The organism is Streptomyces sp. NPDC006208 (genome assembly GCF_040613775.1).
Lineage (GTDB): Bacteria > Actinomycetota > Actinomycetes > Streptomycetales > Streptomycetaceae > Streptomyces.
On the sequence record NZ_JBEXSW010000036.1, the window covers coordinates 62,905 to 84,924 of the forward strand.

Consider the following 22,020-nt stretch of genomic DNA (forward strand, 5'->3'; position numbering starts at 1 on the left):
GACCGGGGCCCGTGCCCAGGCGTGGAACCACCTCGCCGAGCGGGCTCCCGGCCCGCGCCGTTCTGCCGGGCGCTGCACCGGCCGCCCCCGTATCGGAGGTGTGCGCATGATCGCGCCGGCTCATGTCGCCGAAGTCCAGAGCAGTGTTCTCGCACTCGAGGACCTGTCGATGTTCGGGCGCGACCCGTGGTGGCTGGTCGCCATCAAGGCCGTGTTCTGTTTCGCCTTCCTGATGGTCACCGTGCTGTTCTCCATCGTGTGGGAGCGCAAGGTGGTGGCCTGGATGCAGCTGCGCATCGGTCCCAACCGGCACGGCCCCTGGGGCATGCTCCAGTCGCTGGCCGACGGCATCAAGCTGATGCTCAAGGAAGACGTGATCGTCAAGCGGGCGGACAAGGTCGTCTATGTCCTCGCCCCGATCATCGCCGCCATCCCGGCGTTCATGGCGATCGCCGTGATCCCGTTCGGACCGGCCGGCGACGAGGTGTCGATCTTCGGGCAGCGCACCACGATGCAGCTCACCGACCTGCCGATCGCGATGCTCTACATCCTGGCGGTCGCCTCGGTCGGCATCTACGGCATCGTGCTGGCGGGCTGGTCGTCGGGCTCGACGTACCCGCTGCTCGGCGGATTGCGCAGCTGCGCGCAGATGATCTCCTACGAGATCGCGATGGGCGCGGCGTTCGCCTCGGTCTTCCTCTACTCCGGGTCGATGTCCACGTCGGCGATCGTGGAGGCGCAGGCGGACCGCTGGTACATCGTGCTGCTGCCGGTCTCCTTCATCATCTACGTCGTCACCATGGTCGGCGAGACCAACCGGGCTCCGTTCGACATGCCGGAGTCCGAGGGCGACCTGGTCGGCGGCTTCAACACCGAGTACAGCTCCATCAAGTTCGCGATGTTCATGCTGGCCGAGTACGTCAACATGGTCACCGTCTCCGCCGTCTCGGTCACCCTGTTCCTGGGCGGCTGGCGGGCCCCGTACCCGATCTCCACCTTCTGGGAGGGCGCGAACCACGGCTGGTGGCCGATGCTCTGGTTCGTCATCAAGGTCCAGCTGCTGCTCTTCTTCTTCATCTGGCTGCGCGGCACCCTGCCCCGGGTCCGTTACGACCAGCTGATGAAGCTCGGCTGGAAGGTCCTGATCCCGGTCTCGGTGGTCTGGCTGATGCTGGTGGCGACCGTGCGGGCGCTGCGCAACGAGAACTACGACTTCCAGCAGATCGTGCTGTACGTCGGAGGCGCCGTGATCGCGGTCCTGTTGCTCTCCTTCGTCGCGGACATGTTCCGCGGCAAGAAGGAGAAGGCCGCCGAGGCCGCGAAGCCGGAGCCCGCCGCGTTCGACCCGATGGCGGGCGGCTTCCCCGTACCGCCGTTGCCCGGGCAGGAGTTGCCGCCGGTGCCGCGCAGGCGTCCGCGCGGTGACCGCGAGCTGATTGTCAGTGGCGGACCCAATACTGACAGTGATGGTCCTCGTGACGGAAAGGAGGCTGACGGTGTCTGAGGAATCCGAGAGCACGTTCCAGAATCCGGTTGCCGGCTTCGGCGTGACCTTCAAGGCCATGTTCAAGAAGCGGCTGACCGAGCAGTACCCGGAGCAGCAGAAGGTGACGGCGCCGCGCTTCCACGGCCGGCACCAGCTGAACCGCCATCCGGACGGACTGGAGAAGTGCGTCGGCTGCGAGCTGTGCGCCTGGGCCTGTCCGGCGGACGCGATCTATGTGGAGGGCGCGGACAACACCGACGAGGAGCGCTACTCCCCGGGCGAGCGGTACGGCCGCGTCTACCAGATCAACTACGCCCGCTGCATTCTGTGCGGACTGTGCATCGAGGCCTGCCCGACGCGCGCGCTGACGATGACGAACGACTTCGAGCTCGCCGACAGCAGCCGCGAGAACCTCATCTACACCAAGGAGCAGCTGCTCGCCGGTCTGGACGAGGGCATGGTCGACTCGCCGCACGCGATCTACCCCGGCACGGACGAGCAGGACTACTACCAGGGTCTGGTCACCGAGGCCGCGCCCGGCACGGTCCAGCAGGTCGCCGTCTCCAAGGGTGAGAAGGGCGAGGAGGTGGACGCATGAACGCCCTTGCCGCATCGGCCACTTCGACGGGTGAGGCCGTCCAGTTCTGGGTGCTGGGGGTGGTCGCCGTCCTGGGAGCGCTGGGCACGGTGCTCATGAAGCGGGCGGTGCACAGCGCGCTGTGCCTGGCCGGGACCATGATCATTCTGGCGGTCTTCTACCTCGCCAACGGGGCGTACTTCCTCGGGGTCGTCCAGATCATCGTCTACACCGGCGCGATCATGATGCTGTTCCTCTTCGTCGTCATGCTGGTCGGCGTCACCGCCGCCGACTCGCTCAAGGAGACGCTGAAGGGCCAGCGCTGGCTGGCCGCGCTCTGCGGGCTGGGCTTCGGTGTGCTGCTCATCGCCGGTATCGCCAACGCCTCCTTGAAGACCTTCAACGGCCTGGGCGTCGCCAACAGCGCGAGCGGGGGCAATGTCGAGGGCCTGGCCCGGCTCATCTTCACCAAGTACGTCTTCGCCTTCGAGATCACCGGCGCGCTGCTGATCACCGCGGCCGTCGGTGCCATGGTGCTCACCCACCGGGAGCGCACCGAGCGGGCCAAGACCCAGCGCGAGCTGTCCGAGCAGCGTGTACGGGAAGGCAAGCACCTGCCGCCGCTGCCCGCCCCCGGCGTCTACGCCCGGCACAACGCGGTGGACATCGCCGGTCTGCTGCCGGACGGCACCCCGTCCCAGCTCACCGTGAGCAAGACGCTGCGCGAGCGCGGCCAGATCCGTGATGTGTCGACCGATGCGCTCAACGACCTCAAGGCGCTGGAACAGCGCTCCGAGGAGCGGCTCGGACGGGACCGGGACGAAGAGGAGGCCAAGCGGTGAATCCGGTCAACTACCTCTATCTCGCCGCCCTGCTGTTCACCATCGGCGCGGCGGGAGTTCTGATCCGGCGGAACGCGATCGTGGTGTTCATGTGTGTCGAGCTGATGCTCAACGCGTGCAACCTCGCGTTCGTCGCCTTCTCCCGGATGCACGGCAATCTCGACGGCCAGATCATCGCGTTCTTCACGATGGTGGTCGCCGCCGCGGAGGTCGTGGTCGGGCTCGCGATCATCGTGCTGCTGTTCCGGTCCCGCCATTCGGCCTCGGTCGACGACGCCAGCCTGATGAAGCTGTAAGGGGTCGGGAGAATCGTGGAGAACCTCATTGCGCTGCTCGTCGCGGCGCCTCTGCTCGGAGCGGTGGTCCTGCTGTGCGGCGGACGCCGGCTCGACCGCGCCGGCCACTGGCTCGGCACCCTGTTCGCCGCCGTGTCGTTCGTCATCGCCGTCGTGCTCTTCGCCGACATGCTCGGCAGGCCCGGCGACGACCGGACCCTGACCCAGCATCTGTACAGCTGGATCCCGGTCGAGGGCTTCCAGGCGGACGTCGCCTTCCAGCTCGACCAGCTGTCGATGACCTTCGCCCTGCTGATCACCGGTGTCGGCTCGCTCATCCATCTGTACTCGGTCGGGTACATGGAGCACGACGAGCGCCGCCGCCGCTTCTTCGGTTATCTGAACCTGTTCCTCGCGGCGATGCTGCTGCTGGTCCTCGCCGACAACTACCTGCTGCTGTACGTCGGCTGGGAAGGCGTGGGCCTCGCCTCGTACCTGCTCATCGGCTTCTGGCAGCACAAGCCCAGCGCGGCCACCGCGGCGAAGAAGGCCTTCCTGGTCAACCGCGTCGGCGACATGGGGCTGTCGATCGCCATCATGCTGATGTTCACCACGTTCGGGACCTTCGCCTTCGGGCCGGTCTTCGGGGCCGTGGGGGAGACCGGCGAGGGCACGCTGACGGCGATCTCCCTGATGCTGCTGCTGGCCGCCTGCGGCAAGTCCGCCCAGGTGCCGCTGCAGTCCTGGCTCGGAGACGCGATGGAGGGCCCGACCCCGGTCTCGGCCCTCATCCACGCCGCGACCATGGTGACCGCCGGTGTCTATCTGATCGTCCGCTCCGGCGCGATCTTCAACGCGTCGCCCGACGCACAGCTCGTCGTCACCGTCGTCGGCGCGGTCACGCTCCTCTTCGGTGCGATCGTCGGTTGCGCGAAGGACGACATCAAGAAGGCGCTGGCCGGTTCGACGATGTCGCAGATCGGCTACATGATCCTGGCCGCGGGCCTCGGCCCCATCGGCTACGCCTTCGCGATCATGCACCTGGTGACGCACGGCTTCTTCAAGGCCGGTCTCTTCCTCGGTGCCGGTTCGGTCATGCACGGCATGAACGACGAGGTCGACATGAGGAAGTACGGCGGCCTGAGGAAGTACATGCCGATCACCTTCGTCACCTTCGGGCTCGGCTATCTGGCGATCATCGGTTTCCCGGGTCTGTCCGGCTTCTTCTCCAAGGACAAGATCATCGAGGCGGCGTTCGCCAAGGGGGGCACCGAGGGCTGGATCCTCGGGGCGGTCACCCTGCTCGGTGCCGCGATCACCGCGTACTACATGACGCGAGTGATGCTGATGACCTTCTTCGGCGAGAAGCGCTGGCAGGCCGACGAAAAGGGCGACATGCCGCATCCGCACGAGTCACCGAAGACGATGACGGTGCCGATGATCGTGCTGGCCTTCGGATCGGTCTTCGCGGGCGGGCTGTTCTCCTTCCACGAGTCGTTCGTGAAGTGGCTGGAGCCGGTGACGAGCTTCGACCACGGGCACCCGCCGATCGGCGCGGGTGCGATCACCACCGCGACCGTCGCGGTGATGGTGGTCGGCGTCGCTCTCGCCTACGCGCAGTACGGCCGCAGGCCGGTGCCGGTCGTCGCCCCGCGCGGCTCGTGGCCCACCCGGGCCGCCCGCCGCGACCTGTACCAGGACGACTTCAACCATGTGGTCCTGGTCCGCGGCGGCGAGCACCTCACCCGCTCCCTGGTCTATGTCGACCACACCCTGGTCGACGGAGTCGTCAACGGCACGGCCGCCTCGGTCGGCGGACTCTCGGGCCGGCTGCGCAAGCTGCAGAACGGCTACGCCCGCAGTTACGCGGTCTCGATGTTCGGCGGTACGGCGATCCTGATCGCCGCGACCCTGCTGATGAGGGCGGTCTGATATGTCGTTCCCGATTCTGACGGCCACAGCGCTGCTGCCCGCGGTCGGTGCGATCGCCACGGCGGCCGTGCCCGCCGCACGGCGGGCGGCCGCCAAGTGGCTGGCGCTGCTGGTCTCGCTCGCCACTCTGGTGCTCGCCGCCATCGTGTTCGTACGGTTCGAGCCCGGCGGCGAGCGCTATCAGCTCACCGAATCGCACGCCTGGATCAAGGACTTCGGCGTCCGCTACGAGCTGGGTGTGGACGGCATCGGGGTGGCGCTGATCGCGCTGACCGCGCTGCTGATCCCGTTCATCATCCTGGCCGGCTGGCACGACGCCGACCCTCTGGAGACGAAGTCGTCGCGCTGGCGGCCGACCCAGGGCTTCTTCGCCCTGATCCTGATGGTCGAGGCGATGGTGATCCTCTCCTTCGAGGCCACCGACGTCTTCCTCTTCTACATCCTGTTCGAAGCCATGCTCATCCCGATGTACTTCCTCATCGGCGGCTTCGGCGACCGGGCGCACGCGGGCACCGACGAGAACGCGGCGGCCCAGCGGTCCTACGCCGCCGTGAAGTTCCTGCTGTACAACCTGGTCGGCGGGCTGATCATGCTGGCCGCCGTCATCGGGCTCTATGTCGTCGCGGGGAGCTTCTCGCTCACCGAGATCGCCGAAGCCCGGGCGTCCGGCTCGCTGGAGATGGCGACCACCACCGAGCGGCTGCTCTTCCTCGGCTTCTTCTTCGCCTTCGCGATCAAGGCGCCGCTGTGGCCACTGCACACGTGGCTGCCCAACGCCATGGGTGAGGCGACCGCGCCGGTCGCCGTGCTGATCACGGCCGTCGTCGACAAGGTCGGCACATTCGCGATGCTGCGCTTCTGTCTCCAGCTCTTCCCGGAGGCGTCGACGTGGGCCACGCCGGTCATCGTGGTGCTGGCGCTGATCAGCATCGTCTACGGTGCACTGCTCGCGGTCGGCCAGCGCGACATCAAGCGCCTGGTCGCGTACGCCTCGATCTCGCACTTCGGCTTCATCGTCCTCGGCATCTTCGCGATGACCAGCCAGGGCCAGTCCGGGGCGACGCTGTACATGGTCAACCACGGGATCTCGACCGCCGCACTCATGCTGGTGGCCGGTTTCCTGATCTCGCGGCGCGGCTCCCGGCTCATCGCCGACTACGGCGGTGTGCAGAAGGTCGCCCCGGTGCTCGCGGGCACGTTCCTGATCGGCGGTCTGGCCACTCTCTCGCTGCCGGGCCTCGCGCCCTTCGTCAGTGAATTCCTGGTCCTGGTCGGCACGTTCGCGCGCTATCCGGTCGCCGGCATCATCGCCACCTCCGGCATTGTGCTCGCCGCGCTCTACACCCTCGTCCTCTACCAGCGGACGATGACGGGCCCGGTGAAGCCCGAGGTGAGCAAGATGCCGGACCTCAGGCCCCGTGAGCTGGTGGTGGTCGCTCCGCTGATCGCCCTGCTGCTCCTCCTCGGTGTGTTCCCGAAGCCGCTGACGGAGATCGTCAACCCGGCGGTGGAGTACACGATGTCCGACGTCCAGAAGAAGGACCCCCAGCCCGAGGTGGAGGCGGCCAAGTGAGCGCTACAGCTGTCCACAGCCTGTGGACGACGGCGGCGGTCGAGCCGATCGGCAAGATCCCCGCGCCCCACATCGAGTACGCCCAGTTGGCACCCGCGCTGATCGTGGTCGGCGCCGCCATCGTGGGCGTGCTCGTGGAAGCCTTTGTCCCGCGCAAGGCGCGGTACTGGACCCAGGTGTTCCTGACCGTCGTCTCCCTCGCCGCCGCGTTCGCGGCGGTCGTCGCGCTCGCGGCCGGCGGACACGCCACGACCAAGGCCCAGATCGCGGCCATGGGCGCGATCGCGGTCGACGGACCGGCACTGTTCCTGCAGGGCACGATCCTGCTGGCCTCGCTGGTCGCGGTCTTCACCTTCGCCGAGCGCCGGCTCGATCCGGTGGCCCACGGCAAGCACGTCGACTCGTTCGCCGCGCAGGCCGCGTCGGTACCCGGCAGCGACGCTGAAAAGGCCGCGGTCAAGGCCGGGTTCACCACCACCGAGGTGTTCCCGCTGGCACTGTTCGCGATCACCGGCATGCTGGTCTTCCCGGCGGCCAACGATCTGCTGACGCTCTTCATCGCGCTGGAGGTCTTCTCGCTCCCGCTCTACCTCCTGTGCGCGCTGGCCCGCCGCAAGCGGCTGCTGTCGCAGGAGGCCGCGGTGAAGTACTTCCTGCTGGGGGCCTTCTCGTCCGCGTTCCTGCTCTTCGGCATCGCGTTGATGTACGGGTACGCGGGCTCGGTCTCGTACGCGCAGATCGCGGATGTCGTCGACGGCAGCGTGCGCACCATCGATCCGGCGCTCGCGGGCACCATGGGCAATGATGCTCTGCTGCTGATCGGCGGCGCGATGATCCTCACGGGTCTGCTGTTCAAGGTCGGTGCGGTGCCGTTCCACATGTGGACGCCGGACGTCTACCAGGGTGCGCCGACCCCGGTCACCGGCTTCATGGCCGCGGCCACCAAGGTCGCCGCGTTCGGTGCGCTGCTGCGGCTGCTGTATGTGGTGCTGCCCGGCCTGAGCTGGGACTGGCGCCCGGTCATGTGGGCCGTCGCCATCGTCACGATGCTGGGCGGTTCGATCGTCGCCATCACCCAGACCGACATCAAGCGGCTGCTCGCCTACTCCTCGATCGCGCACGCCGGCTTCATCCTCGCCGGTGTCATCGCGACCACGCCCGAGGGCATCTCGTCCGTCCTGTTCTATCTGCTCGCCTACTCGTTCGTGACGATCGGCGCCTTCGCCGTCGTCACCCTGGTCCGCGACGCGGGCGGCGAGGCGACGCACCTGTCCAAGTGGGCCGGACTCGGACGTCGGTCACCGCTGGTGGCCGCCGTGTTCGCGGTGTTCCTGCTCGCCTTCGCCGGCATTCCGCTGACCTCCGGTTTCACCGGAAAGTTCGCGGTCTTCACGGCGGCGGCGGAGGGCGGCGCGGGTGCGCTGGTCGTGGTCGGTGTGATCTCGTCCGCGATCGCCGCGTTCTTCTACATCCGGGTCATCGTGCTGATGTTCTTCAGCGAGCCGAAGCCGGAGGGCCCCACGGTCGCCGTGCCGTCGCCGCTGACGATGACGACGATCGGCGTCGGCGTCGCGGTGACGCTGGTGCTGGGTGTGGCGCCGCAGTACTTCCTGGACCTGGCGAGCCAGGCGGGAGTGTTCGTGCGGTAGCGGCGCATGTCCACACCGAAGGTCCGGCGCCTCCTCGGGGGAGGCGCCGGACCTTCGATGTGCCGGGACGGCTACTGCTCGGGGGCCTTGCGGCTGCGCTTCGCCGTGATCGCGGTGAGGTCGAGGTCAACAGGGATCAGCTCCGTGTGCGGAGGCAGGTTCGGAAGCTTGTCCAGGTCGTCAGCGGTCCAGCCGCCCAAGGGTGGGACAGGCCAGCGCGGTCCCTGATCCTGCTCCTGGGTCTCGGGGTCGACACTCATCAGTGCTCCCATGCGACGGAGTCTCGCGGGCCCGTCCAGCGTATCGGCCGCAAAGGGATCAACACCCCGCGTACGTGTGTACGCATCACCTGGTGTTGACCCGGCCCGCGTATGCCCGGACATCCGCGTCCGGGTCGTGGACCGCCGAGGCCAGTGCGGCGCGGGCCTCCTCGGTGGAGGTGTGGCGGAGCAGGGCGAGCACCGCAGCCTTGCGCACATCAGCGTTGGCGTCGCCGAGCGCCTTGGCCAGAGCGGGAACCGCCACGCCGGCGGTCGCGCCGCGCAGGGCGGTGGCCGCCCCGGCACGGACCTGCCAGGCCGCGTCCGCCAGTGCTGTCACCACCGCCTCCGCGAGCTCCGGGGGGCACCCCGTGGTGCCGAGAGCCTCGAAGGCGGCCGCGCGCACCAGGACGTCGTCGTCGCGGACCAAGAGCGTGAGCGGTGCGAGCACGCGCGGGTCGGTCACCGCCGCCAGGCCCTTCGCCGTCGCGACGCGGACCTCGCGGGCGGGGTCGGCCACGGCCGCCTCCAACGCCTCGACGGCGTCGACCGAGACCAGGGCGCGGACCGCCGCGATCCGCACACCGATGTCCGGGTCGCCGAGGACGGGCGAGTATGCGGCGGGACCGGCCAGCTTCAGGGCGCGCAGGACGTCCAGCGCGGCCGTACGGACCGCCGGGTCACCGGACGACAGGGCCGCGACGAGCGGCTCCCGCAGTGCCGGTTCCGGCGGCAGCGTCTCCACCAGCTCGCGCAGTGATTCCCCGGCCGCTGACCGTACCCCCGTGTCCGGGTCCGCCAGCGCGGCGGCCAGTGCGGGTCCGGTGCCGTCCGGGGTGGTCTCCGTGAGCGTGGCGACCGCCGCCCGGCGGACCGCCGGATCAGGGTCCGCCAAGTAGGGGGCGAGCACGGCGAGTTCAGGCTGCTCGTCGGCGAGGCCCACCAGCTCCAGGATGCGCGGGGAGGCGGTCACGGTCCGGGTCTCGGTCGGTACCGGCGCGGCGATACGGGACCCGGTCGGCGCGACCTCACGCGGCCCCGCCGTCGCGACCTGTTCGAGCCGGACCTCGCCGAGATGCCGGGACGGGCCGCCCACCGGCGTGAACTCGTCGACCGGGACGAGGTAGGGGGCCACCGGACGGGCGGTGAACTCCATCGCGCCGGAGGGGGACTTGCGCAGATCGAGGTGGTGCAGCCAGCCCTCGTCGTCACGCCGCGGATGGTCCGTGCGCTCGTGGTACAGGCCCCAGCGCGACTCCGTCCGCGCCAGCGACGAACGCGCCGCCATCTCGGCGCAGTCCCGGATGAAGCTCACCTCCGCGCAGCGCATCAGCTCGTGCGCAGTCGTGGCACCCATCTCCTCGATCTCGGTGCGCATCCGCTCGAAGTGCTCCACTGCGAGGGACAGCCGGGATCCCGACTTGGGGGGCGCCACATAGTCGTTCACGAAGCGGCGCAGCTTGTACTCGACCTGGGGCTGCGGCGGTCCGTCCGGATGGCGCAGCGGCCGGTAGACCAGCTCGTGGGCCTCGCGCAGCTGGTCGGTCGGCAACTCGCCCTCGTACGGGCGGTACCGGGCCGAGTCCTCGCCCGCGAGATCGCCGAAGACGAAGGCCCCGATCATGTAGTTGTGCGGTACGCAGGCCAGGTCCCCGGCGGCGTACAGGCGGGGCACGGTGGTGCGGGCATGGTCGTCGACCCGTACGCCCGACGCCGAATGGCCGCCGCACAGGCCGATCTCCGAGATGTGCATCTCGATGTCATGGGTGCGGTAGTCGTGCCCGCGGCCCGTATGGAACGTGCCGCGCGTGGGCCGTTCCGTGGTGTGCAGAATTCCCTCCAGCGCGGCGAGGGACTCCTCCGGCAGATGGCTCAGCTTCAGATAGACCGGGCCGCGCTCCGAAGCCAGCTCCTCGGCGAACTCGGCCATCATCTGGCCGGACCAGTAGTCCGAGTCGACGAAGCGTTCACCGTGCCGGTTGACCTGGTACGCGCCGAAGGGATTGGCGACATAGGCGCACGCCGGGCCGTTGTAGTCCTTGATCAGCGGGTTGATCTGGAAGCACTCGATACCGGTGAGCTCGGCACCCGCGTGGTACGCCATGGCGTAGCCGTCGCCGGCGTTGGTGGGGTTCTCGTAGGTGCCGTAGAGATAGCCGGACGCGGGCAGGCCGAGCCGTCCGGCCGCGCCCGTCGCGAGGATCACGGCACCCGCCCGGACGGTCACGAACTGCCCGGTGCGGGTGTTGAACCCGGCCGCGCCCACCGCCCTGCCGTCCGCCGTGAGTACACGCACCGGCATCACCCGGTTCTCGATCCGGATGCGCTCGCGCATCTCACGGCGGCGCAGCTGCCGGTAGAGGACCTTCTTGACGTCCTTGCCCTCGGGCATGGGCAGCACGTACGAGCCCGAGCGGTGCACCTGACGGACCGCGTACTCGCCGTGCTCGTCCTTCTCGAACTTCACTCCGTACGACTCCAGGCGCCGCACCATCGCGAAGCCGCGGGTCGCGGTCTGGCGGACCGTGGACTGGTCGACGATGCCGTCGTTGGCGCGGGTGATCTCGGCGACGTAGTCGTCCGGTTCGGCGCGGCCCGGGATGACGGCGTTGTTGACGCCGTCCATGCCCATGGCGAGCGCGCCGGAGTGCCGTACGTGCGCCTTCTCCAGCAGGAGGACGTTCGCGCCGTGCTCGGCCGCGGTCAGGGCGGCCATGGTCCCGGCCGTACCGCCACCGATGACGAGGACGTCGCAGGAGAGCTCGTCGGCGTCCGCGAGGGAGGGGATGTCCATGGGTTTGCTGCCTCTCAGGTACCGAGGGATTCGAGGACGGTGCGGCGCACGGCGACGGTGGCGGGGTCGCCATGGGCCTCGCGGTCGCGCGGGCGGGGTACGTCGAGGACGCGGCCGGTGCCGAGGAGCGCGATGCGATCGGCGAGGAAGAGCGCCTCGTCCACGTCGTGCGTGACAAAGACGACGGTGGCGCCGGTGCCGCGCAGCACATCGACCAGCAACTGCTGCATGCCGGCCCGGGTCTGGGCGTCCAGCGCCCCGAACGGCTCGTCCATCAGCACGGCCCGCGGCTCACCCGCGAGGGCGCGGGCGAGCTGGACGCGCTGGCGCTGGCCGCCGGAGATCTTGTGCGGGAACTTCGTCCCGTGCCCGGCGAGGCCGACCCGCTCGAGCCACCTCTCGGCGACGGCCCGCCGCGTGGGGCGTGGGACGCCCCTGATGGCGAGGGGCAGTTCGACGTTGGCGCGCACGGTGCGCCACGGCAGAAGGGCATCGTCCTGGAAGACGAGCGCGCGGTCGGCACGGGGGGCGGTGATGGGCTCACCGTCCTGCGCGACCTCGCCCCCGAGGGGCGGGAGCAGCCCGGCGAGGGTGCGGAGCAGGGTGGACTTGCCGCATCCGGACGGTCCGACGACGGTGAGGATCTCACCCGGTACGACATCGAGATCGACCCCGTCGAGAACGTGGGCGCCGGGGCGCCCGAGCCGTGCTCCGCGCAGGGTGAGCCGGGTCCCGCGGGGTGGGGCGGGGGAGGGGGCGAGTGTGGTTTCGGGGGGTGTGGTCATGGGTTACGCCTCCTTGGGGGTGCGGTGTGCGGCGGGGTTGCGGGTGGGGGCGCCTGCGGCGGGCTCTCTCCCGTACCCGCCCTCCCCTACGGCCTGGCGGCCGTGGGAGGTACCCCACCCCGAACTGGGGCGAGCCCCCAGGCCCCCGTACGGCCTGAGGTGGGGGTACCTCCCACGCCGGACGGGCTGGATCTGCTGGCGTCAATCAGCCTCGTGGGGGTCCCCCGGTCGGAGTCTGGGGGAGATCGAGGCGCGAGGTCTGGGGCGGAGCCCCAGTTCGGGGTGGGGAGCAGGCCCGCCGCAGGCGCTACGCACCCGCCCGCACCCGTTTGCGCGCCCCCGACGACTCGTGACGTGGCGCAACCCGTGCCCCCGACCGGACCGGTCGTGTCGCCGGAGCCGACTCCGTGCGCGGCAGCCATCGCGTCAGGCGACGGCCCAGCAGCTCCACCGCCGTCGACGTCAGCCACCCGAGCAGGCCGATCGTCGCCATCCCGACGAACACGCCGGGGTAGTCCACGACCGTGTAGTCCTGCCATGTCCGGTAACCCACCCCGTACTCGCCGGAGATCATCTCCGCCGAGATCACGCAGATCCACGAGACGCCGATGCCCACCGACAGCCCGCCGAAGATGCCTGGCAGTGCCCCCGGCAGCACCACCGAACCGAGGACGCGCCACCGGCCGCCGCCGAGGGTGCGGACCGCTTCCTCCCAGACCGGGGTCAGCGCGCGCACCGCGTGCCGCGTGGAGACCATGACCGGGAAGAACGCCGCGGTGAAGGTGATGAAGACGATGCCCTGCTCGTTGCTCGGGAAGAGCAGGATCGCCACCGGCACCAGCGCGATCGCGGGGATGGGCCGCAGCACTTCGAGCACCGGGCCCACCAGGTCCGCCGCGAGCCGCGAGCGGGCGATCGCCGTGCCGACGGCCACCCCCGCGACCGACGCCAGCGTGAAGCCGGTGACGATACGGGTGAGGCTGTCGGTGAGGTCCTGCCAGTACGTGTCGCTGCCGGCGCGCCGGCCGAAGGTGCGGGCGATGTCCGTGACCGTCGGGAACTGCTCGAAGCGCAGCCACAGATTGACGTCCAGCGCGGTCAGCAGCTGCCACAGCCCGAGCGCGCCGGCCAGGGACAGGACCCGCAGCACGTGCCGGGCGGTCATGACGCCCGCTTGAGCGCTTCGGTGTACCGGACGGTCCGTGCGCCCGTGTGCCCTGAGAGATACCCGGCCGCCGCGTCCGGGGTCAGGAAGGGCAGCAGCTTCTTCCCGTCGAGGACCCACACCGCCTTGTCCGCGAACCACAGGGTGCCGGTCGTGGTGTCCGGGACGTACGCGGCACGCACCTTGTCGCGTCCGGCGGCGATGCGGCCGAGCAGCGCGGCGGGGGAGTCGAAGGAGGCGGTGGTCCCGTCCTTGAGCCAGATCTCGGAGCGGGCCGCGCCCGACCCGGTGGCGAGGGCCTTGCCGTAGCCGGAGCCGTACGCCCGCTTGATGTACTGGTCGTCGACGAAGCCGTCCACGTCCACCTCGCCCACCAGCCCGGCCGACTTCAGCACCGGCACGTCCTGCTTCAGCGCCGACACCAGCTCGGGCTTGACCGACGGGTCGAAGGTCGCGATGCCGTTCGCGCCGTTGTAGAGGTAGACCACCTCGGCCGGCAGCCCGGTCGCCTTCGCCACCGACTCGGCGGCCGCCACCGGCTTCTCGTGCAGATACTCCGTGGCCCTGATCTGCGCGCGCAGGAAGTCCTCCAGCACCGCCGGGCGCTTCGTGGCGAAGTCCTCGCGCACGGTGACCCCGTGGAACGTCGGCAGGTTCAGCTCGGCCCCGTCGTACAGCGCCTTTGCCCGGCCTTGATAGGCCAGCAGACCCGGCCAGGCCACGAACTGCGACAGCGCGTCGACGCTGCCGGACTGGAGCGCCGACGCCCCCACCGCGGGCTGCTGGTTGAGCTTGCGGACGTCCTTCTGCGGGTCGATGCCGGCCCGTTGCAGGGCTCGCACGAGCGTGCCGTCGGCCGCCGAGCCGACGCTTGTCGAGACCTTCTTGCCGCGCAGGTCCTTCAGCGCGGCCAGCTTCGAATCGGGGGGCGTGACTACGGTGTTGAGGCCGCCGCGCAGGTTGTAGCCGGTGACGGCGACCAGCCGCGTCGGCCGGTTCAGCTGCTTGCCGCGGGCGGCGTTGAGCAGCAGCGGGAAGTCGCCCATCGAGCCGATGTCGATCTTTCCGGCGGTCATCTGCGCGGTGATCGGCGCGCCCGTGGCGTAGTCCTGCCACTCGACCTTGTACGTGGTGCCGTCCTTCGCGCCGCGTTTGCCGAGCTCTTCCTCGAAGTAGCCGAGGGAGCGCAGCAGCGTGCCCGCCGTGACGGTGTTGATGGTCTTGGACTGGTAGCCGACGGTCACCGTGACCGTGCGGGAGCCGTCGGCGTCCGCGTCGCCGCCGCAACCGGTCAGAGCGAGCAGGGCGGCGCCGGTGACGAGCAGGGCAATGGTCTTGCGTGGCATGGGAGTCGGGCCTCTCACCGGAGCAGATAGGGCATGTTGACCGTGACCGCGCCGGTGGGACAGCGGGCGGCGCACGGGCCGCAGTACCAGCACTCGTCCACGTGCATGTAGGCCTTGCCGTTGTCCTGATGGATGGCCAGGGAGTCGAGCGGGCACATGTCGACGCACAGCGTGCAGCCGTCGATGCACTTCGACTCGTCGATGGTCACGGGCACGTCGGCCCGCTGGGGCGCCAAAGGCATGGCTGTCTCCAGTGAGGGGGTACGCAGGGAGGTCGGGGTCGTCGGGGAGGGGTCAGCAGGACCGGTGCAGCAGGCCGCTCATCGTGATGCGGTCACCGCGGAAGCGGATGAACTCCAGGTCGACGGGCCGGCCGTCGGCGAGATGAGTGAGCCGTTCCAGCATCAGCACGGCAGCGCCGCGCGGTGCCTGGAGCACGGCGGCGGAGTGCGCGTCGGCGTTGACGGCCTCCAGGGTGATCTCCGCGGTGCCGAGCGGCTGTCCGGTCAGGGATTCGAGGAGCCGGAAGACATCGGTGTTCTCCAGGTCGCAGCCGATCAGGTCGGCGCCGATGTCCATGGGGACGTAGGTGAGGTCGAGGGAGAGCGGCAGTCCGCCCAGCAGGCGCAGCCGTTCGATGCAGAGCACGTCGGCGTGCTCCGGGAGCCGCAGACGCCGGGCCACGGGTGCGGGCGCGGTGACGGGGCCGACAGTACGGACTTCGTTGGTGACGTCGCCGTGTTCGTGCAGGGTCTCGGCGAGGCCCTGCAGCCGGTTGAGGCCGTGCGGGTACTTCTCGGACACCACGACCGTGCCGACGCCCGGCTGCCGTTCGATCAGTCCTTCCGTGCGCAGCAGGTCGAGCGCCTGCCGGACGGTGTTGCGCGAGACCCGGTACTCCTCGCCGATCGTGCCCTCCAGCGGCAGGACGCCGCCGGGGAACCCGCCCGTGCGCACCTGGTGGCGCAGCAGGTCGGCGAGCTGCCGCGCCTGGTCCGCGCGCAGCCGTCGCCGGCGGGCGGCGGCGAGGGGCACGGTGTGCTCGCGGAGGCGTTCGGCTGGCATGCGGTGGACCATACCGATGCTTTCAGCACAATGGTGTTGCCGCAGTATTGCGCCACCTGAGGCTCCGGCAGCGAGGGCCTGACCTGTGTGTTTGTTGATCGGCGGCGAAGATCTGCCACTCGGTCCCGGCCCGGGGCCCGCTCGTGCCACGGCTCGTGTCCGCGCCGGCGTACGGCGAGGGCGGCAGGCCGCGCGCGCCGTCCTGGCAGCCGTTCATCCAGTCCGCCGTGGGCGGGAAGGGCTCCACCCGTCGGTCTCCGCGTGCTCGCCGCACTCCGCGTCCGCTCCGGCCCGGTCGTCCTGGGAGGACGGGGTGCCCACGTGGCCGTCCGGGATCTCGTCGCGGCCGTAGCGACAGCCGTCCTCGTACTGCTCCGCCGGGCTCGGTGCGGCCGGGCAGCCGGCGAGGAGCAGCGCGAGTGACGCGGCGGCGACGAGACCCCGGACGCCGCGGGTCATGCCGAGGGGGCGATCCGGCCGGTCACCTCGCCGAGGCCGACGCGGACACCGTCCGGGCCGGGTGCCCAGGCGGTCATGGTCACCACGTCGCCGTCCTCGAGGAACGTACGCTTGCCGTCGGGGAGTTCGAGGGCGTCGCGGCCGTTCCAGGTGAGTTCGAGCAGCGAGCCGCGCTGGTGGACCTCCGGGCCGCTCACGGTGCCGGAGCCGAACACGTCGCCGGTGCGCAGCGAGGCGCCGTTGACCGTCATATGGGCGAGCTGCTGGGCAGCCGTCCAGTACATGGTGGCGAACGGCGGCTCGGCGACCACCTGGCCGTTGATCGACACCGTGATGCGCACGTCGAAGCCGCCCGGCTCCTCGTCGGCCGAGTCGTCGAGATACGGCAGCAGGTCGACGTCGCGTGCGGGCGGGACGGTGCGGGCGGCGTCCAGGGCCTCCAGCGGGGTCACCCACGCGGAGACGGACGTGGCGAAGGACTTGCCGAGGAAGGGGCCGAGCGGCACGTACTCCCAGGCCTGGATGTCGCGCGCCGACCAGTCGTTGAGCAGGAACAGCCCGAAGACGTGGTCGCGGAAGTCCCCGAGAGCGACCGGCCGGCCCCGCTCGGAGGGCGTTCCGACGACGAAGCCGACCTCCGCCTCGATGTCGAGCTTCACGGACGGGCCGAAGAGGGGAGCGGCGTCGGCGGGGGTCTTGCGCTGCCCGGCGGGGCGCGCCACGTCCGTGCCGGAGACGACGATCGTGCCGGACCTGCCGTGGTAACCGATCGGCAGATGCTTCCAGTTGGGGGTGAGCGCGTCGCCGTCCGGGCGGAAGATCCGGCCGACGTTGGTCGCGTGGTGCTCGCTCGCGTAGAAGTCGACATAGTCGGCGACCTCGTACGGGAGGTGCAGGGTCACCGCGTCCAGCGGGTGCAGCAGCGGCTCGATGTCGGGCCGGTGCGCGGGGACGCTGACCCAGGCGGTCAGCGCGCGCCGCACATCGCGCCAGGCGGTGCGGCCCGCCGCCAGCAGCGGGTTGAGGGACGGCTGCGCCAGCAGCGCGGCGTAGGGGGAGCCGAGAGCGTGGGCGGCCGCCCCGGCGTCCAGTACATGACTGCCGATGCGGACGCCGAGCCTGCGGCGCTCCGGCTCGTCGGCCGTGGTGAAGACGCCGTACGGCAGGTTGTGCGGGCCGAAGGGATCGCCCTCGGCCAGATCGAGCGGGCTCTGCTCGGGCATCGGTGCTTGCCTCGCTTTCCACGGGTGTGGGTGACACGTTACGGGGACGCCGCCCCACCGCGGCACCGTGCCTGCCCGCTGCGCGACGGCGTGGTCATCCCTCGAGGCGGGGGATGCGCTTCTCCCAGGTGCGGTGGAAGACGATCTCCGTGCCGTGCCGGCACATCACCTCGTCGCTGGTACGGAAGGAGGCGGCGTCGCAGCTCATCTCGGAGCGGATCTCGATCCGTACGTCCCACGACAGCTCGGGCCGGTGCAGCCGGACCGTCCACCGGGTCCTGGCACGGGCGGACAGCGGGTCGTCCTCGTGGATCGTGTAGGTCTCCAGGGCCTGTTCGGTGAGCTCCAGACCGTCCGGGAACACCTGTGTGCCGCGCGGGCACGGATCGCACTCCATGCGCCATTCGCCTTCGGCGACGTCCCGGGTCACCAGCAGCGGGGGCGGCTGCGCGTCGAGGGTGGCCGGGACGCTCACCCCGAGCGGTTCGGCGTGCTCGGGTTCGTCGAAGGCGATCGTGTCCGCGGCGGGCTCGCGTACGGGCAGTTCGAGGCGGGAACCGTCCGGGTCGAGGGTGAAGCCCGCCGCACCGGCCCGAGGCCAGACCCAGGGCCAGTACGCCGAGGAGACGGCAAGCCGGATGCGGTGCCCGGGCGGGAACCCGTGACCCATGGCGCCCAGTTCGAAGCTCACCTCCTCGGTCGCTCCCGGCGGCCACTTCTCGGCCCGGTCCCGGCCGTGGCGGGCGGCGAGATCGAGGACGCCACGGCTGACGAGGGTGGCGGCTCCGTCTGGGGCGATGTCGCAGATCCGGGCGACGGCCTGGCCGTACGGCACGTCCAGGCGCAGCCGCAGCGTGACCCGGGGGCGGCCCAGCACCTCGATCGCCTCGTCGCCGACCGGGAACTCGAAACACGCCGACCGGGCGTCCTCGGCGCGCTGGTCCGGCGGCAGATCGGCGTCCTGCCCGAGCGGGCGGAACCGGCCGGCGTCCATGCCGGTGTGCTGCGGCGAGTCGACGACGACGGGCGGGCCGCCGAGCGCGTACGGCACGACGGTGGTGCGGGGTGACGGCCAGGCGTCGTCGCTCACCCAGCGGCCCGTCGGCGGCTCGGTGTAGGCGGTCGCGGGCGGATGCGCTCCCCCGATCCACGAGCGCAGCAGCGGCTCGGCCGGCCCACCGGTGTCCCCCGCGCCGGAGGAGCCGTCGGAGTCACCCCTCAGCCAGCGGTCCCACCAGCGCAGCGTCTCCTGCAGGAACCCGATCGCCGCCCCCGGCGGCAGGCCGCTGTCCGGGTACTCGTGCGGCCAGGGGCCGATCAGCCCGCGCACGCGCTCCGGCGGCAGTTGCCCGACGAGCCGCAGCACGGTGTCGCGGTACGGATCGTGCCAGCCGCCCACCGCCAGTACCGCCGCCTCGACGGCCCCGTGGTCCACGCCCCCCGAGGCGTGCTGCCAGTAGTGGTCGCGGAGCTGATGGCTCAGCCAGGTGTGTACAGGAGGGGAGAGGGCCTCCAACCGCTGGAGCCACTGCGTGCGCCATGCGTCCCCGGCGTACTGCGGGTCCGGCGGGCGCGCCGCCTCGGCGAGCAGGGCCGCGTTCCCGGCGTGCAGTCCGGCGGCGGTCACCGCGCCGCCCAGGAAGATCCCGTCGTTGTCGTACGGGTCGTCCGTCGCGCAGACCATGACGACGGCCCGCAGCGCCTTCGGCGTCAGCGCGGCGATGCGCAGTGCGCTGCGGCCGCCGCGGCCGATCCCGAACATGCCGACCCGGCCGTTGCACCACGGCTGCCGGGCCAGCCACCCGACCACCTCGGCCCCGTCGACGATCTCCGTCGCGTCGCGCGCGTCGCCGGGCAGGCCCTCACTGTTTCCGTGTCCGCGCACATCGACCCTGATGGAGGCGTAGCCGTGGCCCGCGTACCAGGGGTGGCGCTGGGCGTCGCGGGCGGCGCTGGTGTCGGTCAGCCGGTCCGGGGCGTATTCGAGCAGAGCGGGCACCGGCTCGTCGGTGACGGGGCGCCACAGGCGGGCGTACAGCTCGATGCCGTCCGGAAGGGGGATGCGGAGATCCGTGTGGACCGTCTCGTAGGGGAACTCGGTGCGGATGCGCATGGCGACCTCGGCGGCAGTGCTGACCGGTGTCCGGACCACGGGTCAGGACAGATGAGCCAGTCCTGGCCATATAGCCAGATCACGAACATACCGGGGGAGGCGGGAAGGCGCTCATGGTGATCGAAAGGCGACCGGATACGCTGACTTGAGTGATGACAGCGACACATCGACAATCCGTGTGATCGTCAGCAGACAGGAGTACCCCTCGTGACCGTCGTCGGGCCGTTCGGGCTGAGCGTGCGGGACCAGGCTCTTGAGGCCGATGTCCAGACCGGGTTGTCTGCTGTCGAGGCGGGACTGCTCGATGCCACCAAGAGCGAGGTGCCGTTCATCACGGACGCCGCGCAGCACCTGGTGAAGGCCGGGGGCAAGCGGTTCCGTCCGCTGCTGGTGATGCTGGCCGCCCGGTTCGGGGACCCGTACGCGCCGGGCGTGGTGCCCTCGGCGGTCGTCGTCGAGCTCACCCACCTCGCCACGCTGTACCACGACGACGTCATGGACGAGGCGGATGTGCGCCGCGGTGTGCCCAGCGCCAACGCCCGCTGGGGCAACTCGGTCGCGGTCCTGACCGGCGACTTCCTGTTCGCCCGGGCCTCGCACATCCTGGCCGACCTGGGCCCGGAGGCCGTACGCATCCAGGCGGAGGCGTTCGAGCGCCTGGTCACCGGACAGATCCTGGAGACCGCGGGGCCGCGGGACGGCCGTGCTCCGGTGGAGCACTACCTCGACGTCATGGCCGGCAAGACCGGCTCCCTGGTCGCTGTTTCATGCCGTTTCGGCGCGATGATGTCGGGTGCCGACGAGCGGGCCGTGGGGGTGCTCACCCAGTACGGCGAGCGGCTCGGTGTCGCCTTCCAGCTCGCCGACGACGTGCTCGACATCGCGTCCGACTCGCACGAGTCCGGCAAGACGCCGGGCACGGATCTGCGCGAGGGCATCCCGACGCTGCCGGTGCTGCTGGTGCGCGCGCAGGCCGAGGAGCACGGGCTGCCCGAGGACCTGGAGCTCGTCGAACTGCTCGACGGGGATCTGACGGACGATGCCCGGCACGCCGAGGCGCTGGCCAGGCTGCGGGTGCATCCGGCGCTCGAGCAGGCGAGGCGGGACACCGTGCGGTACGCGGAGGAGGCGCGGGCGCTGCTCGCACCACTGCCCGACTGCGCCGCGAAGGCCGCGCTGGAGGAGCTCTGCGACGCGGTCGTCCACCGCGCGGGCTGACGTACTCGCGGTAACTCCATCACTGGTTCACCTGCCGTACACCTTGCGGCGGAGCTTCGCATTCCCTTTCTGAATCTGTGACGCAGGTCACAATGTTGGATTGAGTCCAATATAAGATCCGCTCCGTACTCATGCCCAGAAGCTGACGCAGAGGGCGTCAGCATCGGTACGGGGAGATTTACTGATGAAGCGCACCAAGACCATCCTTGTCGGTACAACCGCTGTCGCCGCCGCGGCCGGCGTGGCGCTCGCCGTGCTGCCGGCCTTCGCGGCCGACGGCAAGGACTCCGCCCGGCAGGCCGCCCACGGGGACCGCAGCTCTGGCGTGACCGTCCAGAGCGGCGCCGGCGCGGGTACGTCCGGCAAGGACGCAGCGTTCTTCGTGGCGAGCCTGAACGGCGCCAACGAGGTTCCGGTGCAGCAGGGCCCCGCCGTCGGTGACCGCGACGGAGCGGCGCTCGAGTTCGTGAAGGTGCAGGGGGACAAGGTGTCGGTCGCGGTGAAGTTCCGCGGCACCGGCAAGCCGACCGCTCTCCACATCCACCAGGGTGCGAAGGGCACGAACGGAGGCATCAAGATCGACTTCACCGAGCTGCTCGGCAAGGGCAGCACCAAGGCCAAGGGCTGGTCGGGCGCCGTGCGCGGCACCGTCAAGGTCAAGGACAGGGCCGTGCTCGCCGCGTTCACGGGTGACCCGAACGGCTTCTACGCCAATCTGCACACCGCCGAGTTCCCGGGCGGCGCCGTCCGCGGTCAGTTCCACAAGGTCACGAGCTCCATCCGGTTCGACAAGGCCCTCGGCTTCCAGGCATCCGTCGTCAAGGGCAAGCAGATCTACGAGTGCAAGAAGGGCGCGGACGGCACGCACTCCTTCCAGCAGCGCGATGTCCGCGCCGTGCTCGGCGGGAACATCGCCCACTCCTTCGTCGCACCCAACTCCGGTACGCCGCAGTGGATCGCCCCTGACCACAGCGCCGTCACCGGTGCCGTGATCAGCAAGACGCCGAACGGCGCCACGAACATCCCCGAGCTGGACCTGAAGGCCACCCAGTCCGGCAAGAAGCGGGGGCTGTTCGCCCACACCCAGGAGATCCTCCGGCTGAACACGGAGGGCGGCGTCGCCCCGGCCGGCAGCTGTGCCAAGGGCACGATCGCCGGCGTCCCGTACGGCGCCGACTACGTCTTCGTCCAGAAGTAGCAGCCACCGTCCGGCGCGTCATGGGCGCGGCGCATCCCCTACTGGTCGGGGGAGGCGCCG

The 22,020-nt window shown here is 70.3% G+C and carries 18 protein-coding genes and 1 pseudogene; 9 read left to right on the forward strand and 10 right to left on the reverse strand.

Features of this window, described 5'->3' with window-relative positions:
• Window positions 1-106: 106 nt before the first annotated feature.
• From nuoH to nuoN, 7 genes are read left to right on the forward strand one after another with little or no spacing between them, the layout of a single operon-like run.
• Complete coding sequence (nuoH, locus tag ABZ208_RS26885) at window positions 107-1,504, forward strand: NADH-quinone oxidoreductase subunit NuoH (protein WP_356912030.1); 1,398 nt, start codon at window positions 107-109, stop codon at window positions 1,502-1,504.
• Window positions 1,467-2,084, forward strand: a complete 618-nt coding sequence (gene nuoI / locus ABZ208_RS26890) for an NADH-quinone oxidoreductase subunit NuoI (RefSeq protein ID WP_356912031.1) — start codon at window positions 1,467-1,469, stop codon at window positions 2,082-2,084. Before nuoH ends, nuoI begins: the two co-directional genes overlap by 38 nt.
• Window positions 2,081-2,905 carry an NADH-quinone oxidoreductase subunit J gene (locus tag ABZ208_RS26895; protein ID WP_356912032.1) on the forward strand — a complete coding sequence of 275 codons (825 nt, stop codon included), beginning with the start codon at window positions 2,081-2,083 and terminating at the stop codon, window positions 2,903-2,905. The genes nuoI and ABZ208_RS26895 overlap by 4 nt, the downstream gene beginning before the upstream one ends.
• A complete protein-coding gene (nuoK, locus tag ABZ208_RS26900) occupies window positions 2,902-3,201 on the forward strand; it encodes an NADH-quinone oxidoreductase subunit NuoK (RefSeq protein WP_242329220.1) in 300 nt (99 codons plus the stop codon). The genes ABZ208_RS26895 and nuoK overlap by 4 nt, the downstream gene beginning before the upstream one ends.
• Before the next feature lie 15 nt (window positions 3,202-3,216).
• Complete coding sequence (gene nuoL / locus ABZ208_RS26905) at window positions 3,217-5,112, forward strand: NADH-quinone oxidoreductase subunit L (RefSeq protein WP_356912033.1); 1,896 nt, start codon at window positions 3,217-3,219, stop codon at window positions 5,110-5,112.
• Window position 5,113: 1 nt separating this feature from the next.
• A complete protein-coding gene (locus ABZ208_RS26910; RefSeq protein ID WP_356912034.1) occupies window positions 5,114-6,685 on the forward strand; it encodes an NADH-quinone oxidoreductase subunit M in 1,572 nt (523 codons plus the stop codon).
• On the forward strand, window positions 6,682-8,334 hold the full coding sequence (nuoN, locus tag ABZ208_RS26915; RefSeq protein ID WP_356912035.1) for an NADH-quinone oxidoreductase subunit NuoN: 1,653 nt from the start codon (window positions 6,682-6,684) through the stop codon (window positions 8,332-8,334). The genes ABZ208_RS26910 and nuoN overlap by 4 nt, the downstream gene beginning before the upstream one ends.
• Before the next feature lie 134 nt (window positions 8,335-8,468).
• Here the strand turns inward: nuoN and ABZ208_RS26920 are convergent.
• From ABZ208_RS26920 to ABZ208_RS26965, 10 genes and pseudogenes are all read right to left on the reverse strand, one after another.
• Window positions 8,469-8,594 (reverse strand): annotated as a pseudogene (locus tag ABZ208_RS26920) (Uma2 family endonuclease); the annotation flags it as partial.
• A gap of 85 nt (window positions 8,595-8,679) precedes the next feature.
• Complete coding sequence (locus ABZ208_RS26925; RefSeq protein ID WP_356912036.1) at window positions 8,680-11,388, reverse strand: fumarate reductase/succinate dehydrogenase flavoprotein subunit; 2,709 nt, start codon at window positions 11,386-11,388, stop codon at window positions 8,680-8,682.
• 14 nt (window positions 11,389-11,402) lie between these two features.
• Window positions 11,403-12,173: an ABC transporter ATP-binding protein gene (locus ABZ208_RS26930; RefSeq protein WP_356912037.1), complete on the reverse strand. Its 771-nt coding sequence runs from the start codon at window positions 12,171-12,173 to the stop codon at window positions 11,403-11,405.
• Window positions 12,174-12,480: 307 nt separating this feature from the next.
• Window positions 12,481-13,338, reverse strand: coding sequence for an ABC transporter permease (locus ABZ208_RS26935; protein ID WP_356912038.1), 858 nt, complete (start codon window positions 13,336-13,338; stop codon window positions 12,481-12,483).
• The gene (locus ABZ208_RS26940) at window positions 13,335-14,684 is read right to left on the reverse strand and encodes an ABC transporter substrate-binding protein (RefSeq protein ID WP_356912039.1); all 1,350 of its coding nucleotides are present in this window, start codon (window positions 14,682-14,684) and stop codon (window positions 13,335-13,337) included. Before ABZ208_RS26940 ends, ABZ208_RS26935 begins: the two co-directional genes overlap by 4 nt.
• 14 nt (window positions 14,685-14,698) lie before the next feature.
• Window positions 14,699-14,926, reverse strand: coding sequence for a ferredoxin family protein (locus ABZ208_RS26945; RefSeq protein WP_356912040.1), 228 nt, complete (start codon window positions 14,924-14,926; stop codon window positions 14,699-14,701).
• Between the two features lie 52 nt (window positions 14,927-14,978).
• Window positions 14,979-15,749 carry a GntR family transcriptional regulator gene (locus ABZ208_RS26950; protein WP_356912041.1) on the reverse strand — a complete coding sequence of 257 codons (771 nt, stop codon included), beginning with the start codon at window positions 15,747-15,749 and terminating at the stop codon, window positions 14,979-14,981.
• 213 nt (window positions 15,750-15,962) lie between these two features.
• Complete coding sequence (locus ABZ208_RS26955; protein ID WP_356912042.1) at window positions 15,963-16,208, reverse strand: hypothetical protein; 246 nt, start codon at window positions 16,206-16,208, stop codon at window positions 15,963-15,965.
• Window positions 16,205-17,431, reverse strand: coding sequence for a fumarylacetoacetase (gene fahA, locus ABZ208_RS26960; protein ID WP_356912043.1), 1,227 nt, complete (start codon window positions 17,429-17,431; stop codon window positions 16,205-16,207). Before fahA ends, ABZ208_RS26955 begins: the two co-directional genes overlap by 4 nt.
• 94 nt (window positions 17,432-17,525) lie before the next feature.
• Window positions 17,526-19,544 carry a CocE/NonD family hydrolase gene (locus tag ABZ208_RS26965; RefSeq protein ID WP_356912044.1) on the reverse strand — a complete coding sequence of 673 codons (2,019 nt, stop codon included), beginning with the start codon at window positions 19,542-19,544 and terminating at the stop codon, window positions 17,526-17,528.
• A gap of 207 nt (window positions 19,545-19,751) precedes the next feature.
• Here ABZ208_RS26965 and ABZ208_RS26970 point away from each other — a divergent pair, with 207 nt between their 5' ends.
• Window positions 19,752-20,762, forward strand: coding sequence for a polyprenyl synthetase family protein (locus ABZ208_RS26970; RefSeq protein ID WP_356912045.1), 1,011 nt, complete (start codon window positions 19,752-19,754; stop codon window positions 20,760-20,762).
• Between the two features lie 184 nt (window positions 20,763-20,946).
• Window positions 20,947-21,960 (forward strand): CHRD domain-containing protein, encoded by a 1,014-nt coding sequence (locus tag ABZ208_RS26975; protein WP_356912046.1) that lies wholly within the window; start codon window positions 20,947-20,949, stop codon window positions 21,958-21,960.
• Window positions 21,961-22,020 lie beyond the last annotated feature (60 nt).

Bases quoted from the DNA above. Each gene is read 5' to 3' on its own strand.
- ABZ208_RS26955 (WP_356912042.1), bottom strand. From the start codon at position 16,208: ATGACCCGCGGCGTCCGGGGTCTCGTCGCCGCCGCGTCACTCGCGCTG.
- ABZ208_RS26925 (WP_356912036.1), bottom strand. From the start codon at position 11,388: ATGGACATCCCCTCCCTCGCGGACGCCGACGAGCTCTCCTGCGACGTC.
- ABZ208_RS26965 (WP_356912044.1), bottom strand. From the start codon at position 19,544: ATGCGCATCCGCACCGAGTTCCCCTACGAGACGGTCCACACGGATCTC.
- ABZ208_RS26910 (WP_356912034.1), top strand. From the start codon at position 5,114: ATGTCGTTCCCGATTCTGACGGCCACAGCGCTGCTGCCCGCGGTCGGT.
- ABZ208_RS26945 (WP_356912040.1), bottom strand. From the start codon at position 14,926: ATGCCTTTGGCGCCCCAGCGGGCCGACGTGCCCGTGACCATCGACGAG.
- ABZ208_RS26940 (WP_356912039.1), bottom strand. From the start codon at position 14,684: ATGCCACGCAAGACCATTGCCCTGCTCGTCACCGGCGCCGCCCTGCTC.
- fahA (WP_356912043.1), bottom strand. From the start codon at position 17,431: ATGCCCGAGCAGAGCCCGCTCGATCTGGCCGAGGGCGATCCCTTCGGC.
- ABZ208_RS26895 (WP_356912032.1), top strand. From the start codon at position 2,081: ATGAACGCCCTTGCCGCATCGGCCACTTCGACGGGTGAGGCCGTCCAG.
- ABZ208_RS26935 (WP_356912038.1), bottom strand. From the start codon at position 13,338: ATGACCGCCCGGCACGTGCTGCGGGTCCTGTCCCTGGCCGGCGCGCTC.
- ABZ208_RS26975 (WP_356912046.1), top strand. From the start codon at position 20,947: ATGAAGCGCACCAAGACCATCCTTGTCGGTACAACCGCTGTCGCCGCC.
- ABZ208_RS26950 (WP_356912041.1), bottom strand. From the start codon at position 15,749: ATGCCAGCCGAACGCCTCCGCGAGCACACCGTGCCCCTCGCCGCCGCC.
- ABZ208_RS26930 (WP_356912037.1), bottom strand. From the start codon at position 12,173: ATGACCACACCCCCCGAAACCACACTCGCCCCCTCCCCCGCCCCACCC.
- nuoH (WP_356912030.1), top strand. From the start codon at position 107: ATGATCGCGCCGGCTCATGTCGCCGAAGTCCAGAGCAGTGTTCTCGCA.
- nuoI (WP_356912031.1), top strand. From the start codon at position 1,467: ATGGTCCTCGTGACGGAAAGGAGGCTGACGGTGTCTGAGGAATCCGAG.